Below are 16,209 nucleotides of genomic sequence, written 5' to 3' on the forward strand. Positions count from 1 at the left end.
ATCATGCCGGTCGCCGGTCGGATCGATTGACAAGCGCTGGCAGCTTTCCTAGTGTCCGCCCCCATTGCCTACGGGAGTGCCCATGACCAACGATGACCGCATCAAACTCGAACCGAGCTGGAAAGACGCTCTGCGCGGCGAATTCGAACAGCCCTACATGCAGCAACTGCGTGAGTTCCTGCGTCAGGAATATGCGGCCGGCAAGGAGATCTATCCCCCGGGGCCGCTGATCTTCAATGCGCTCAACTCCACACCGCTGGACCAGGTCAAAGTGGTGATTCTGGGGCAGGACCCCTACCACGGCCCGGGCCAGGCACACGGCCTGTGCTTCTCGGTGCAGCCTGGGGTGCCCGCGCCGCCGTCGCTGGTGAACATCTACAAGGAGTTGCAGCGCGACCTGAACATCCCGATCCCGAACCACGGCTACCTGCAGAGCTGGGCCGAACAGGGCGTGCTGCTGCTCAATACCACCATGACCGTGGAGCGCTCGATTGCCGCGTCGCATGCCAAAAAAGGCTGGGAGTCGTTCACCGACCGCATCATCCAGCTGGTCAGTGAGCGCCAGCCCGCCACCGTGTTCCTGTTGTGGGGCAAGCATGCCCAGAGCAAGTCTGCGCTGATCGACGGTACCAAGCATCTGGTGCTCAAGTCGGTGCATCCTTCACCGTTGTCGGCCTACCGTGGCTTCATCGGCTGCGGGCATTTCAGCCGGGCCAACAAGTTTCTGGAACAGCACGGGCTGGCGCCGGTGCAGTGGGCGCTACCGGCGTTGTAAGCGCACCTACCTGGTATTTCTGTCAGTTTCGCGAAGCGTATTCCGCCATTACATTTGCGCCATGGCTGTGAGAGGCGAGAGTCGAGCAGCGCCCTGAAATGGTTTTGACCACCAGGCCCGAGGAATACGCAGATGACCAAACTGAGCATGATGGGGTCAGGCCGCAGCGGCCAATCGATCGGTATTTTGATTCTGCCTACATTGCGGGTTCCTGCTGCACTGCCTCTGCTGGCCGACGAGGCAGGGGTGTATACAATTCCACTGGCCAATCAGACCCGGCCGCTGGCAGTTCTCATCGAGAGTGCCTGGCCAGGTTACGAACAAGACTATTTTGATGGCGCAATACTGCATTTTGATCTGATATGGGGCAGCGCCGTATCGAGTGGGGCTGAAAACGGTGTAGTGGTTGGAAGCTGGGAAGTGCCAATGACGGCCGATCCCGCAGACCTTTTTCCGCTGGATGCGGCTATACCTGAGCCCTACCTGCGCACTCAAGGAATCTTCTACGTTTCCTACCGGGTATGGATCACAGAGGTACTCAACCCGGAGACCTCCCAGCCCGCCGCAGTGTTTCTTGACAAGACCGCCCCCAACAACGGCCAGGCCGGTAATCCCCCCGCATTGAATGAAAACACGCGCACCATCGATCAAGCTTACCTGGTACGCAACAACGACAGGGTTATCGTCAGGGTCGAGCTGTGGCCGGACGTGCGGTTGGAGGATGTGATCGAAGTCTTCCTTGAACCGTCGAAAGGCCCCCTGTTCGACCCCCTGGCGAGGCTGCAGATCCAGCAGTCGCACAAGGATCAGGGCTTTGTCGAGTTGACGATCAGGGGCGACGATGTTCGCAGGAAAGCCAACGGTTCGCGAGTGCTCTACTACTGGCTGATGGATCGCGCTAGCAATCGGGGAGCCATCTCCTTGTCCTTGCCCCTGACCGTGAATGTGGCGCAGCCAATTGTGCTGCCTGCGCCTCAGGTGCCGCTGGCTGAAGATGGTTTGGTCGACCTTGAGGACGCCCGTCGCGGTGTGCAGGTGCATATTCCACGTATCGTAGACGCGCGTACTGGGGACACCCTGCAAGCCTATTGGAATGGACGCACATTGGCACCTTACACCGTACCGTCCACCGCCACCTGGCCCGTTAGGTTGCCTGTGGCGTGGGAAATCCTGGCCGCCGATGGCTTTTCGGGGCGCACTGCTTGCAAGGTGTACTACACGCTGACTCGGGAAATCACCTCAACCTCCTCAACAGTTGCATTCGAGATAGACCTGAGTGTCGCAGGCCCCGACCCTGAAGGCCCCGATCCTATTCACCGATTGCTAAAGCCGGTAGTGGTGAAAGGCAGAACAGGTGACAACATCCTGACCCGCCAGGACATGAACCTGCCAGTCACTGTCGAGGTGACGCTGTATGCAGTGCCTGAGCCAGGCGAAATACTTGAATTGTATTGGGGTAATAACGCCGACGTGGTCGCTACCTACACCGTGAAGGCAGGCGATACCGCAGGCAGCGTCGTCAGGTTTTCCCCCGTGCCCTATGCCGCAGTGCTGGCTGCGGGAGATGGGCCCGCGATTGCGGTGTTCTACTGGACGTTCAATGGCGTCAACCGCCATCGTGCCCGTGATACGCATGTGCGGGTTGCTGTCCAGCCAATCGTTGGCTTCAAACCGGTAAAATTTCCTGATGTCACGCTCTGGGGGTGGATCAACTGCCAGAAAAAACCCTGGAACGGTATACGTATCAGCGTGCCAGGCAACCCTGGATTGTGGGGCGTAGGGGACAACGTCGAAGTGTCCTGGCAACTGTTTCGCACCCTTGAGGGGGCTTCATCAACGCCCCCCACGGGATCACTGACTGATGTTGTTTACTTCGATCCCATCAAGCTGTCTACCCCGGCGCAGGTTAATAACGGCTTTATGTTTACGATGACACGCTTTGCCGATTTGGTCCTACAACCCCTTAAGCGTGCCAATGAGGCAGATGGCAAGGATGTCGAGGGGGTTGCAGTAGTGAATTACAGAGTGGCCAGAGCGGATGGACAGGGTGGTGAATCCGATCGGGAGATGACTTTCATATCGCTACAACTTCCGAATGGCTCGGTATGTGATGGTAGCAACGTTTAGCCGCGGTTAAATCGGCCAGGTACTTCGCACCTGACGTAGGAACGTGGTAGCGGCATTAGCAAGTATCGAACGTATGAAGCAATCAGCGGCGCACAGGCTGATTGAGGAAGCGTCACGTGCCTGTTGTGTGTTTAGCAAATCTACCTGAAATGGAGAGTCAAGATGACTATTTTAGAAAAGGCAAATACCGGTGAAGCCGCCAAGGCAAAAAATCCCGCGATTGCAGAGTACCGGGCCAAGCGTGATCAGGATAATAAAACTGCATTGGAAGAGGGTCTTCAAGCAGTTGTTACGCACAGTAATGAACTTAAAGCCGCCAAGGCGCCCACGGGGTTCGGGGTGATGAGCGTCGGCGGGGTGAATGCAGTTGAAGATTTTGTGATGGATAATATATTGCCTGCTGCAGACGATGGTAAGGTCAATCTTTTTCACCGAGACCAGTTCAAGTCGGGGCTAATGTTGGAGATTCCATTGTGGGTGCCTTCGGGGGGGGATGATGGCAGTTTCGATTATGTAACTCTGCATGTAAATGGTGTTCCGGTTGTCAACGGCGTAGAAGACGGTGTGCAGTATACCTACAAGTTTGAAGTGCCTGTTGCTGCCACCGATCTTCCTGGTCGTTTTGTCATCCCTTTCAACAGTTTGAAAGTGGGCGGGGATGGTATCAAATTGATTGGTTACTCGGTGTATAGTAATGAGACGGGCAACAAAGAAGAATCTGAAATTCAACTGCTGACACTGGATTTGCTGGACCCCGCGTTGAACGATAACCCCGCGCCAATCGAGTACCCTGCCGACGTGACTGATGGCGTCGTTACCCTGAAATACCTTGCTGAGCACAGCGGTACATTGACGCTTCATGTTCCTCCTTATTTTGATTATTACCCGGGCGACAAATATCAGTTGTACATCGCTGGTAACCCGGTACCTGTTCGCAGTGGCGACGTTCCCCCAGAGGCAGAGGACGATGGCTTCGACATCGAACTCGATGAGGACACTATCAAAGCGATTGGCGAAGGTGTTTCGGTGCTCCAGTACAAGCTTGAGGACCGGGCTGGGAATCGCTCGGACTTTTCCATCCCGGTTCACCTGACGGTGCGTCTGACCCCCGAACCCGAGGACCTGCTGAAGCCGCTGGTACCCGCTGCACCGATTAGTCGGGAGGACGCCCGCACTGGCGTGGAAGCTATCGTGCCGGCTTTTAAAAACGCTCAGGCAGGCGATGAAATTCGGGTGTATTACCGTGATGAGGACACTGTAAAAGTCATTATCTGGCCGAATGATCGGGTCACCTTTAACTGGGATGAGATTGCTTTGTCCAATGACCAGGTGAAAGACCCAGCGGTACGGGTATGGTATGACGTCATTCGTGGCAAGAACACCTGGACATCGCCCGACACCGAGGTGGCGGTTGACTTGACCACCATAGGCCCCGACCCTGTCGGGCCTGGACCGATCAACGCCACGCTGGTACCGGTTCGCGCTCAAGGCAACAGTTCGAAACAACCTGGTTTTATTCGCCCAGCGGATGTCGGCTCAGGTGCGGTTCTGCTCTTTACCGTGTACGAGAATGCGAAAGTGGGTGAGTTCGTCCGGTTGTTCTATGGTCGAAAAGACAATGCAGTTACACACACCATCGCCGCAGGCGAAACACCGGGGACTGTCATCTCTATCCCGATTCCCTGGAATTTCGTCGAGAGCCTGGGCAATGGCACCATCGCGATCGGTTACGAAATCCAGGAAACCGAAACCACCGGCAACCCGCAACAGGCGGTCGATGGCAGCGTAGAGGTCAGTATTGCCACCGTGACGGTAACTGCAAAAGTGACATTCCCGGATCGCATTGGCGGTAGCAGCGATGTACCGGGTACAACGCCAGTGACCGCTTTGGGTATATTGAATTGTGAACGTCCTCGTCCTTTGCCAGACGGTATCAGGTTGGCGATCGCAGAGCGTGCGGGAGTGTTATCCAAAGATGATCTTGTATTTATTACACTCAGCGTGTGCAGCGATAAGGCCGGTTCAATAGTTGTCACTGACAGGACGCGGGAAATACCGGTGGTTGTCAGTGATCAAGAGGCTACTTCAAATCGAATCGAGCGTGTGTTGCCACTGCTCAAGTCTTACTTCGAAATCGCTGACCAGCCTGGCAAGTACTATGAATTGGGGTCGTTCCGCGCCAGTTGGCGGATCGTAAAGGCCGGTAATATTCCGGGTAGCTCTCAGGCATCGGCCGTGCGTTATGCCCTGCGTAAGCCAGGTGGCGGTTTGTGTCTGCCTCAGAGCTGACAGTCGCGTGCTGGGGGAAACCCCAGCACGCTGCGTTGGTGAGGAATTAAATGCAAGCTACCTAGGAAATTTCCTACATATCTCACTATTCAATACCCCTAGGCTATGTACCTTTGAAGTTACGAGTCGAGGCAGTCGCCTCAATTCAACTGATTATTTTTCAAGGGGTCCATGCATGCGAACTACAATCGATAAAACAAGCGCAAAAAAGCCGCTGTTTGTATTTATGAATATGTTGATGCTATTGCCATGGGCGCTTGCAAGTGAGCAGGCATTGGCCATTCTAGTTGATAACCAGACGCTGACACTTACCGCTGCAGATGCACCGGATACTTATGATCTCGTCAATGGTGCAGTGCTGACTACCCAGGATGCTTCCACGTTGGCCATTCGTGTTACCGCGTCGACCGTGCAGCTCAATGGCGGCACTATCTCGGGCGGCAGTTCCAACGGCTTGCACCTGTTTGGCAGCAACGCGACCGTGAATGGGGCAGTTGTTTCCTCAACGGGCGCTGTCGGGATGGCCATAGCACGGGTAGGGGCCGCACCGTCCACCGCCACTGTCAGCAACAGCACTATTACCGGCGCTAGGCTGGGGGCCCAGGTGTCCGCCAGGAGCACATTGAACATCAGCGGGACCACGGTCACTGGCAGCAATGCCGACGGCATCGGCCTAGCGATCCTTGGCGGCACTGTCACCGCTACTTCCGGTACGCAATTCAACGGTACAGCGGCCGGAGTTCGCATCGGGCGCGAGTCAGCCATCAATTCGCAAGCGCCGACACTCACCTTGGATAACTCCAGTGCCACTGGCGGTACGGGCCCTGCAGTTCTGGTGCGCACTGATACAGTCGCTGAAATCAATGTTAGAAATGGTTCGACCTTGAACGGTGGTAACGGCGTCATTCTTGAGGTCCAGGGCCCTGCCACGGCCAACCTGAACGTGGCAGCTTCTTCGTTGCGCGGCAATGTGCAAATTGCTGATACCGCCACCGCTAACCTGAAACTTGATCAGGCGTCTCTGGTGGGGGATGTAGTTGTTACACCTGGTGCCAACGCGTCGTTGGCGCTTGACAACCGCTCGCAACTCACCGGCAACTTGAACGGTGTGCAGCAGGTAAACATCAACAGCAACTCCAACTGGACCCTGAACGCCAACAACACCATCGGCGACCTGGCCATGACCGGGGGCCGCATCACCTTCGGCGACGAAAACTCGTTCTATGAACTGAATGTGCAGAGCCTGTCGGGCAATGGCGAGTTCTACATGGCGTCCAACTTCGCCAGCGGCGCCACCGATTTCCTGAACGTCACCGGCAACGCCAGCGGCACCCATGGGCTGATGGTCGGCACCAGCGGTACCGACCCCGCCAGCGTGGAACGCCTGCAGCTGGTTCATACGGGCTCGGGCGATGCGCAGTTCAGCCTGCTCAACGATCGCCAGGAAGTAGACTTGGGTGCCTACTCCTACAAGCTGGTGAAGGACGGCCAGGATTGGTACCTGGACAGGGAAACCCGCACCATCAGCCCGATGACCCGCACGGTCATGGCCCTGTTCAACACCCCGATCACCATCGCCTACGGCGAAATGACCTCGCTGCGCAGCCGCATGGGGGAACTGCGTTACAACCAGGGCAAGAACGCCGGGGTGTGGATGCGTGCCTACGGCAACCAGCACAACATTGCCGACGCCTCGTCGGGCGTAGGGTACCAGCAGAACCAGCGCGGGCTGACCTTCGGGGCCGATGCGCAACTGGGCGAAAGCAACTGGACCCTGGGCCTGCTGGCCGGCCACAGCCGCTCGGACCTGAACCTGAGCTACGGCAGTTCGGGCAGCATCGACAGCTACTATGTGGGCGGCTACGCCACCTGGATGGACCCTGAGAGCGGCTATTACGTCGACAGCGTGCTCAAGTACAACCGCTACCAGAATGACGCCAAGGTCGGCCTGAGCGATGGCACCCGCACCAAGGGCGACTACGACACCCACGGCATGAGCGCCTCGGTCGAAGTCGGCAAGCACATCAAGCTCGACGATGGCTACTTCATCGAACCCTTCGCCCAGGTGGCCGCTGCGGCGGTGGCCGGCAAGGACTTCACCCTGGACAACGGCTTCGACGCCAATGGCGATGTCAGCCGCTCGCTGCTGGGCAAGGTCGGTACCACGCTCGGCAAGACCATCTCGCTGGGCGGCGACAGCATGATCCAGCCCTATGTGAAGGCCGCGTTTGCCCATGAGTTCGCACAGCGCAACCAGGTGCAGGTGAACAACAACGTGTTCAACAACGACCTGTCCGGTTCGCGCGCCGAGCTGGGCGCAGGGGTTGCCTGGACCGTCGCCAAGGACTTCCAGGTGTACGGCGAGGCTGGCTACATGAACGGCAAGAACATCGAGATGCCGTACAGCTTCAGCCTCGGCGCAAGCTATCGCTTCTGATCAGGCGAGAAGTAGAAAAGAAAAGGAAGCCTCGGCTTCCTTTTCTCGTTTCAGGGGTTGGCGGATGTTCGTTCGCCCGCCCAGTGCCGGAACAACGGCTCGGCCAGAAACAGCACGAACAGCAGGCGCATCACCTGCAGCGCGGTCACCAGCGGTACCGACAGTTGCAGGGTTTCGGCGGTCAGGCTCATTTCGGCGATACCGCCGGGCATCATGCCCAGGGTCAGCGAGCGCAGGTCCAGCGCCGTCAACGCGCTCAAGGCCCAGGCCGCGAGGCCCGCCAGCAGCATGGTCAGCGCCGTGGCGACCAGGGTACGGCCCAGAAACGACGGCGCGCGACGAAAGAACGCGCGGTTGAAGTGACAGCCCAGGCCGCTGCCGATCAGCCACTGGCCGAGCTGGCTGGCGCCGTCGGGCAGGCCGGTGTGCAGGTTGGCGCCGATGCTGATGCTCGAGGCCACCAGCAGCGGGCCGAACAGCCACGGGTTGGGCTGGCGCAGGCGCTGCCAGAGCAGTGCGGCCAGCACCCCGAGCGGCGCGATCAACGCCAGCCAGTAACCATCCACCGTACCGGCATGGCTCAACGGTACGCCGTCGCCGAGCAGGAACTTGAACGCTGCGGGCACGCACAGCACGACCGCCAGTACCCGCAGGCTCTGCCCGGCGGCGACGCGGCTGAGCACTGCGCCGTTGCGTGCACCCAGGTTGACCATCTCGCCCGAGCCGCCCGGCATGCTGGAAAAGAACGCCGTGGCCCGGTCTTCACCGGTGCGCAGCAACAGCCATACGCCGATCAGGCTGGATACGCTGGTGATCAGCGCGCCGAAGAAGATCAAGCCGAAATGGCTGGCCACCTGTTCGACCACCTGGGGGGTGAAGTGCAGGCCGATGCCGACGCCGATGATCCACTGGCCGCACTTGCGCCCGTTGGGTATTTCACCGATCTGCCAGGGCGTCAGGCAGCGCACCAGAATCACCGCCAGCAGCGAGCCGACCATCCATGGCAGCGGCCAGCCGACCAGGCTGGCGAGATATCCGCCGGCCAGGCCGACCAGTGGAGTGGCCCACCAGGTGCGCAAGGTGGATTCAGACATCGGCCAGGGCACGACGCTGGGCGCTGCGGCGGCGCCATATACGCAGCAGCGGCAGGGTCAGCATCAACGCGACCATCGCCCATACCCCCAGGCTGATCGGGCTGGCCCACAGAATCTCCAGTTCACCGTTGGAGATCGACAGCGCCCGGCGCAGGTTCTGCTCCATCAGCCCGCCGAGAATGAAGCCCAGCAGCAGCGGCGACAGCGGGAAGTCCAGCTTGCGCAGGATGTAGCCGAAGATGCCGATGCCGATCATCAGGAACAGGTCGAAGGTGGTGGCATGCACCGCATACACGCCGATCGCGGTGATGATCGCGATAACCGGCACCAGCGCCCAGTTGGGCACCGACAGGATGCGGGTGAACAGGCGCACCATGGGGATATTGAGGATCACCAGCATGATGTTGGCGATGAACAGCGAGGCGATCAGGCCCCAGACGATGTCCGGCTGCTGTTCGAACAGCAGCGGGCCGGGGGTGATGTTGTACAGGCTCAAGGCACCGATCATCACCGCCGTGGTACCCGAGCCCGGTACGCCCAGGGTCAGCATCGGCACCAGGGCGCCGCAGCAGGAGGCGCCGATGGCGGTTTCCGGAGCGGCCAGGCCGCGCTTGTCACCCTTGCCGAAGGTGCCGCTGGCACCGGCCAGGCGTTTTTCGGTCATGTACGCCACGGCACTGGCCAGGGTCGCACCGGCCCCGGGCAGCACGCCCATGAAGAAGCCGAGCAGGCCGCAGCGGATGTTCACCACGAACACCGAAGCGGCTTCCTTGAGGTTGAACAGCATGCGTCCGGTGGCTTCCACGGCCTTGTGCCCGTGGTGAGTCTTTTCCAGCAGCAACAGGATCTCGCTGATGGAGAACAGGCCCAGCACCAGCACCACGAACTGGATGCCGTCGGTGAGGTGGATGCTGTCGCCGGTGAAGCGGTACACACCGCTGTTGGCGTCGATGCCCACGGCCGAAAGGAACAGCCCGATCAGGGCGGCGATGAAGGTCTTGAGCGGCTTGTCGCCGGCCATGCCGCCCAGCGCCACGATGGCGAACACCATCAGCACGAAATACTCCGCCGGGCCGAAGGCGATCGCCCACTTGGCCAGCAGCGGGGCGAACAGCACCATGCCGCAGGTGGCGATGAACGCACCGATGAACGAGCTCCAGGCCGACAGCGACAGCGCCACCCCGGCCAGGCCCTGGCGAGCCATGGGGTAGCCGTCCAGGGTGGTCATCACGGTGGAGGCTTCACCGGGGATGTTGAGCAGGATCGAGCTGATGCGCCCGCCGTATTCGCAGCCCAGGTACACCGCGGCCAGCAGGATCAGCGCCGATTCCGGCGGCAGGCCCAGGGCGAACGCGATGGGGATCAGCAGCGCCACGCCGTTGATCGGGCCCAGGCCCGGCAGCAGGCCGACCACCGTACCGATCAGGGTGCCGCACAGTGCAGTCACCAGGTTGTAGGGGCTCAGGGCGACGCCGAAGCCCTGACCGAGGTAGCTGAAAGTATCCATGTCAATTCTCCAGAACGTCGAGCAGGCCCAGGGGCAGGGGCACATCCATGGCGCGGTCGAACAGCAGGTACAGGGCGATGCTCATCAATCCGACGATGACCGCACTGGGCAGCCAGCGTCCGCCGTACAGGCGCGCCATGGGGATGCCGATCAGCGTGCTGCTGAGGATGAAGCCCAGGGATTCGAAGGTGGCGGCGAACACCAGCAGCAGGCCGGTGCACAGGCCGATCTTGATCAGGCTGGCGCGGTCCAGCTCTGGTTCGTCGTCCTTGCGCACGATGGGCGTGGGACGGATCGCCAGGTAGAGCAGGGCGATGGCCATCAGGCCGAGCATCAGCAACGGATAGGCGCGCGGGCCGACCGGTTCGTAGGAGAAGGCGGCCTGGTAGGGCCAGGCCATGACGGCCAGTGCGGCGCAGGCGGCCAGTAGGGTCAGGGCGAAAAGGCGTTGCAGGATCATGGGGGAATCCTCGAAGGGCAAACCTGCACCCGTAGGAGCCGGCCTTGCCGGCGAATGACGCGCCACCGACCTGGCGGGACCGCGGTGATTCGCCGGCAAGGCCGGCTCCTACAGGTGAAGCGATGGGTTACTGGATCAGTCCGAATTCCTGGGCCAGTGCCTTGTAGTCCGCTACCTGCTGCTTCACATACACGTCCAGCGCTTCACCGGTCATGGCGAACGGGAACAGCTCGCGCTGGTCACGCAGCTTGTCGAATTCATCCGAGGCCAGCAGCGTGTCGAACGATGCCTTCCACCAGGCGTAGTCCTCGTCGCTCACCTTCGGCCCCAGGTAGAACCCGCGTACTACTGGCCAGACGATGTCGTAGCCCTGTTCCTTGGCGGTAGGGATGTCCTTCATCTCGGGCTCGTCCAGGCGTTCGGGGGAGAACACCGCCAGCAGGCGCATGTCGCCGCTCTGGATGTGCGGCATCGAGTCGGAGATGTCCGTGCTGCCCACCTGGATGTGCCCGCCCAGCAATGCGGTGGCAATCTCGCCACCGCCTTCCAGTGCCACATAGCGCAGGTCGCGCGGGTTGATGCCGGCGGCCTTGGCAATCAGTGCGGTCTGCATCCAGTCCTGGCTGCCAACGGTGCCGCCCGAGCCGATCACCACCTTGCCAGGGTCTTTTTTCAGTGCCGCCACCAGGTCATCGAGGGTCTTGTAGGGCGAGTCCTTTTTCACCGCGATGGCGCCGTAGCTGGTGCCTACCGCTGCCAGCCAGCGCACTGCGTTCTCGTCGAAGCGGCCGAACTTGCCCTGGGCCAGGTTCAGCAGCGAACCGCTGGACCACGCCACCAGCGTGCCGGCGTCGGCCGGGCGCTGGGCCACCACAGCGTTGTAGGCCACCGCGCCGACTCCGCCGGGCATGTAGGTGACGCGCATCGGCTTGCTCAGGATCTTCTCGTTGAGCAGCGCGCTCTGCACCAGCTTGCAGGTCAGGTCAAAGCCGCCGCCGGGCGAGGCCGGGGCAATGCACTCGGGGCGTTTGGGTTCGGCGGCCAGCACGTTGCCGGCCAGCAGCAGGCAGCCGGTGGCCAGGGCGATCTTGCGCAGTGAAAAAGTCATCGTCAGTCTCCGTGAACATTGTTGTTATGGGCGGATTACCAAAGCGCCACGCTGTAGCTCACCAGCAGCCGCACTTCGTCGGCGTCGCGGGAGAAGTTGGAACGGAAGGTGGCGTTACGCAGGCGCACGGCGACGTTCTTCAGGGCGCCGCTCTGTACCACGTACTTGAATTCGGTATTGCGCTCCCACTCCTTGCCTTCGCCACCGCCGGCGCGGCTGACGTTGTCGCCACTGAGGTAGCGGCTCATGAAGCTCAGGCCGGGTACGCCGAGCTTGGCGAAGTCGTAGTCGTAGCGCACTTGCCAGGAGCGCTCGTCGGCCTGGGCGAAGTCGTTGATCTGCACGAAGTTGACCAGGTAGGGGTCGGCGCCATCGACGTAGGGGAAGGCGCTGTCGCCCGACAGGCGCTGGTAGCCGGTGCTCAGCTTGTGGCCGCCGAGGGCATAGCTGAACAGGCTGCCGAAGGCGGTGTTGTCGATCCTGCCGCCGCGGGCCTGGCCCTGGTCGCCGCTGAACGCCACACGCACATCGGCGCCGAAGGTGCCCGGGCCGAACGGCTGGGTCGCGAGCAGGCCGACGAAGTGCTGGCGGTACACGTCGTCGAGCTGGGCGAAGTGATAGCTGCCGGTGATGCGGTCGGTGAGCTTGTAGTCCACTCCGGCCATGTCGAAATGGTTGCCTTCGGCCGTGCCCAGGAAGCGACCGTTCTTGTTGTTGAGGGCGATGTCTTCCTTGTTGGTGTCGTTGCGGTCCTTGACCTTTTCAAGGCGGCCACCGGTGAAGGTCAGGTGCCTGATTTCCTGGGAGGTCAGCAGCCCGCCCTCGAAGGTCTGCGGCAGGATGCGCCCGTCGTTGGGGCGCAGGGTGGGCGTTTGCGGGATCAGCGTACCGACCTTCAGCTCGGTGGCCGACACCTTGACCTTGCCGGTCAGGCCGAGCTTGGAGTACTCGTCGGCGGCGCGCCCGTCGTCATGGGTCGGCAGCAGGCCGGTGCCGGTGCGGCCCTTGCCGGAGTCGAGCTTGACCCCGAGCATGCCCAGGGCGTCGACGCCGAAGCCGACGGTGCCTTCGGTGTAGCCCGATTCCAGGTTGAGCATGAAGCCCTGGGCCCATTCCTCGCGCTTGGATTGTGTGGTGCTGGGCTCGTTGTGGAAATCGCGGTTGAAGTACATGGTGCGTGTTTCGAAGGTGGCGGTGCTGTCTTCGACGAACGCGGCCTGGCTCAGCGGGGCGACGCCGACAAAGGCGAGGGCACTGGCGATGGCAGAGGGACGAGGGTGCAGGCGACGGGCAGGCGCAGGCGCCTGAGGCTGGGTGGACAGCATCGTGGGGTGACTCCGTTATTGTTCTTATTCGGGTCGAACGCTTCGGTTCGATCTACGGCCTGTACAACGGGCCGTCAGGCGATGCTAGGGGCTCAACCTTTCGCTAACCTTTCAGTGGCCTTTCAATGTTTCGATGGCTTCACAGGCGCCCGCCGCGCTGTAAACTCCGCGCCATTGAACGCGACACGACCAGGAGAAATCGATGCGTGTACTGCTCGTCGAAGACCATCTGCAACTGGCTGAGAGCGTGGCCCAGGCCCTCAAGAGCACAGGCCTGACGGTGGATGTGCTGCACGATGGAGTTGCTGCCGACCTGGCCCTGGCCAGCGAGGAATATGCCGTGGCGGTGCTCGATGTGGGCCTGCCGCGCATGGACGGCTTCGAGGTGCTGGCGCGCCTGCGGGCCCGCGGCAAGACCGTGCCGGTGCTGATGCTGACCGCCCGCAGCGACGTCAAGGACCGCGTGCACGGCCTGAACCTGGGGGCTGACGACTACCTGGCCAAGCCGTTCGAACTGACCGAGCTGGAGGCGCGGGTCAAGGCCCTGCTGCGCCGCAGCGTGCTCGGTGGCGAGCGCCAACAGACCTGCGGCCCGCTGGTGTACGACCTGGATACCCGGCGCTTCACCCTGGGGGGCGAGCTGTTGGCTCTGACCTCCCGCGAACAGGCCGTGCTCGAGGCGCTGATCGCCCGCCCTGGCAGGGTGATGAGCAAGGAGCAACTGGCGGCGCAGGTGTTCGGCCTGGACGAGGAGGCCAGCCCCGACGCCATCGAGATCTACGTGCACCGCCTGCGCAAGAAGCTCGACGGGCATGCCGTGGCGATCGTCACCTTCCGTGGGCTGGGCTATCTGCTCGAGCACCGTGATGCGTGACGCCGGCAGCCTGCGCGGGCGCCTGCTGTGGAACCTCGCCCTGCTGCTGGTGGTGCTGATGGTGGCCAGCGGGCTGAGTGCCTACTGGAACGGTCGCGAGGCCGCCGACACTGCCTATGACCGTACCCTGCTGGCCTCGGCGCGCACCATCGCCGCAGGGCTCTCGCAACGCGACGGCACCCTCAGCGCCGATGTGCCCTACGTGGCATTGGACACCTTTGCCTACGACAGCGCGGGGCGGATCTACTACCAGGTCAACGACATCCATCAACGCCTGATTTCCGGCTACGAAAACCTGCCCGCACCGCCGCCCGATACCCCGCGTACCGATGACTATCCGGCCCTGGCGCGCTTCTACGATGCGCGCTACCTGGGCCAGGACGTGCGGGTGGTCAGCCTGCTCAAGGCGGTGAGCGAGCCGAACATGAACGGCATGGCGGAGATCCGCGTGGCCGAAACCGAAGAGGCGCGCGTGAGCATGGCCCGCAGCCTGATGGCCGATACCCTGCTGCGCCTGGGCATGCTGGCGATGGGGGCGTTGCTGCTGGTGTGGTTTGCGGTCAGCGCCGCATTGCGCCCGCTGGAGCGCCTGCGCAGCGCCGTGGAAGAACGCCAGCCCGACGACCTGCGCGCCCTGCCGGTGGTTCAGGTTCAGCGCGAACTGGGGCCTCTGGTGCGTGCACTGAATCACTTCACCGAGCGCCTGCGGGGCCAGTTCGAGCGCCAGGCGCAGTTCATCGCCGACGCCGCGCACGAGTTGCGCACCCCCCTGGCGGCGCTCAAGGCGCGGGTGGAACTGGGCCTGCGCGCCAAGGACCCGCAGGAATGGCGCACCACGCTCGAACTGGCGGCCCAGGGCACCGACAAGCTGACCCACCTGGCCAACCAGCTGCTGTCGCTGGCACGGGTGGAGAACGGTGCGCGCGCCATTGCCGAGGGCGGTGCACAGTTGCTCGACCTCAGCCAGCTGGCCCGCGAGCTGGGCATGGCCATGGCGCCGCTGGCGCATGCACGGGGTGTGGCATTGGCACTGGAAGCACAGGCGCCGGTGTGGATACGCGGCGAGCCGACGCTGCTCAACGAATTGCTGAGCAACCTGGTGGACAACGCCCTGGCGCACACCCCGGCCAATGGCAACGTGATTCTGCGGGTGACGGCCCCGGCGGTACTGGAGGTGGAGGACGACGGGCCGGGGATTCCCCCGCAGGAGCGCGAGCGGGTGTTCGAACGCTTCTATCGGCGCAGTGCGCAGGGCACCGGCCTGGGGCTGGCCATCGTCGGTGAGATCTGCCGCGCGCACCTGGCGCAGATCAGCCTGCACGATGGCGAGCGCGGCGGGCTCAAGGTTCGGGTCAGCTTCAACCCGGGCGACTGATCAGGCGCGAAACATGTGCTTGGCGCCGATCAGCTCGCTGACCTGCAGGTGGCTGTTGGGTGGCAGCTTCAGGTGACGCATCGCCGGCAGGCGCGCCAGGGCATGTTCGTTGCCATCGCTGAGGGTGCGCGCGATCTGCACGATGTCGACATAGTCGAGCTTGTCGGTGCTGCGCTCCAGGTTCTGCGACAGGCTCGGCAGCCCGGCCAGTTGCTCGGGAAATTCCCACACGCTGAGGATCTTGTCGCCCAGTACCGGGTGGATCAGGTCGATCACATGGTTCAGGCAGACCGGGTCGGAGAGCAGTTCGTTGTGTTCTTCGGCATAGGTCAGGATCGGCAATGCGCCGATCTGGTGGACCAGCCCGGCGAGGGCGCCCTGGTCGGGCTTGAGCTGGGTGAAGCGCAGGCACAGCTCATAGCTGATGCCGGCCACTTCCAGGCTCTTGGCCCATATTTCACGCATTTTCTGTTCGACCACTGGTGAGCGCGCATGGAAGATCTGCTCGATCACCAGGCCGATGGCCAGGTTGCAGCTGTAGTTGATACCCATGCGGGTGATGGCGGTCTGCAGGTCGGTGACTTCGGTGGCCGCACGCAACAGGGGGCTGTTGACCACCTTGATCAGGCGTGCCGACAACGCGGCGTCGCGGCCGATCACCTTGCTCAGGGTGCTGACGCTGATCTCGCTGTCTTCAGCCGCTTCGCGGATGCTCAGGGCCACTTCCGGCAAGGTCGGCAGCACCAGGTCATCGTTGTCGATGGCGCTGAGCAATTGTGCTTCAACGATCTGGGCCAGCGTGTTCATCGTGGATTCTCTAGCGCATTCAGGGGCCCCA

12 protein-coding genes are annotated in these 16,209 nt (G+C 61.9%); 6 read left to right on the forward strand and 6 right to left on the reverse strand.

The annotated features are described in order from the left end of the window. The first annotated feature begins 82 nt into the window (after positions 1–82). The 4 genes from ung to CR917_RS27605 all read left to right on the forward strand — a co-directional run bounded on the left by ung (position 83) and on the right by CR917_RS27605 (position 7,628). On the forward strand, positions 83–775 hold the full coding sequence (ung, locus tag CR917_RS05805) for a uracil-DNA glycosylase (RefSeq protein WP_104572008.1): 693 nt from the start codon (positions 83–85) through the stop codon (positions 773–775). A 132-nt stretch (positions 776–907) separates the two neighbouring features. Further along, entirely contained in the window at positions 908–2,902 is a 1,995-nt protein-coding gene (locus CR917_RS05810; protein ID WP_100633574.1) for a hypothetical protein, read from the forward strand. Positions 2,903–3,064: 162 nt separating this feature from the next. Continuing rightward, a complete protein-coding gene (locus CR917_RS05815) occupies positions 3,065–5,191 on the forward strand; it encodes a hypothetical protein (protein WP_104572009.1) in 2,127 nt (708 codons plus the stop codon). A gap of 1,063 nt (positions 5,192–6,254) precedes the next feature. After that, a complete protein-coding gene (locus CR917_RS27605) occupies positions 6,255–7,628 on the forward strand; it encodes an autotransporter outer membrane beta-barrel domain-containing protein (protein ID WP_058540937.1) in 1,374 nt (457 codons plus the stop codon). 50 nt (positions 7,629–7,678) lie between these two features. On the opposite strand, the gene CR917_RS05825 is transcribed toward CR917_RS27605, so the two are convergent. The 5 genes from CR917_RS05825 to CR917_RS05845 all read right to left on the reverse strand — a co-directional run bounded on the left by CR917_RS05825 (position 7,679) and on the right by CR917_RS05845 (position 13,122). Continuing rightward, positions 7,679–8,722, reverse strand: coding sequence for an AbrB family transcriptional regulator (locus CR917_RS05825; protein WP_043860091.1), 1,044 nt, complete (start codon positions 8,720–8,722; stop codon positions 7,679–7,681). Next, positions 8,715–10,229 (reverse strand): tripartite tricarboxylate transporter permease, encoded by a 1,515-nt coding sequence (locus tag CR917_RS05830; RefSeq protein WP_043860092.1) that lies wholly within the window; start codon positions 10,227–10,229, stop codon positions 8,715–8,717. The genes CR917_RS05825 and CR917_RS05830 overlap by 8 nt, the downstream gene beginning before the upstream one ends. A gap of 1 nt (position 10,230) precedes the next feature. Beyond that, positions 10,231–10,689 (reverse strand): tripartite tricarboxylate transporter TctB family protein, encoded by a 459-nt coding sequence (locus CR917_RS05835; RefSeq protein WP_043860093.1) that lies wholly within the window; start codon positions 10,687–10,689, stop codon positions 10,231–10,233. A gap of 127 nt (positions 10,690–10,816) precedes the next feature. Next, positions 10,817–11,797, reverse strand: coding sequence for a tripartite tricarboxylate transporter substrate binding protein (locus tag CR917_RS05840; protein ID WP_043860094.1), 981 nt, complete (start codon positions 11,795–11,797; stop codon positions 10,817–10,819). 35 nt (positions 11,798–11,832) lie between these two features. Next, positions 11,833–13,122, reverse strand: a complete 1,290-nt coding sequence (locus tag CR917_RS05845) for an OprD family porin (RefSeq protein WP_104572010.1) — start codon at positions 13,120–13,122, stop codon at positions 11,833–11,835. 202 nt (positions 13,123–13,324) lie between these two features. Here CR917_RS05845 and CR917_RS05850 point away from each other — a divergent pair, with 202 nt between their 5' ends. Beyond that, positions 13,325–13,996: a response regulator gene (locus CR917_RS05850; protein ID WP_043860096.1), complete on the forward strand. Its 672-nt coding sequence runs from the start codon at positions 13,325–13,327 to the stop codon at positions 13,994–13,996. Continuing rightward, a complete protein-coding gene (locus CR917_RS05855) occupies positions 13,989–15,371 on the forward strand; it encodes a sensor histidine kinase (protein ID WP_043860097.1) in 1,383 nt (460 codons plus the stop codon). Before CR917_RS05850 ends, CR917_RS05855 begins: the two co-directional genes overlap by 8 nt. On the opposite strand, the gene CR917_RS05860 is transcribed toward CR917_RS05855, so the two are convergent. Further along, positions 15,372–16,178 carry an HDOD domain-containing protein gene (locus tag CR917_RS05860; RefSeq protein ID WP_054914777.1) on the reverse strand — a complete coding sequence of 269 codons (807 nt, stop codon included), beginning with the start codon at positions 16,176–16,178 and terminating at the stop codon, positions 15,372–15,374. It lies immediately after the preceding gene. Positions 16,179–16,209: the final 31 nt, after the last annotated feature.

Source organism: Pseudomonas sp. BRM28, from assembly GCF_002939405.1.
Taxonomy (GTDB): Bacteria; Pseudomonadota; Gammaproteobacteria; order Pseudomonadales; family Pseudomonadaceae; genus Aquipseudomonas; species Aquipseudomonas palmensis.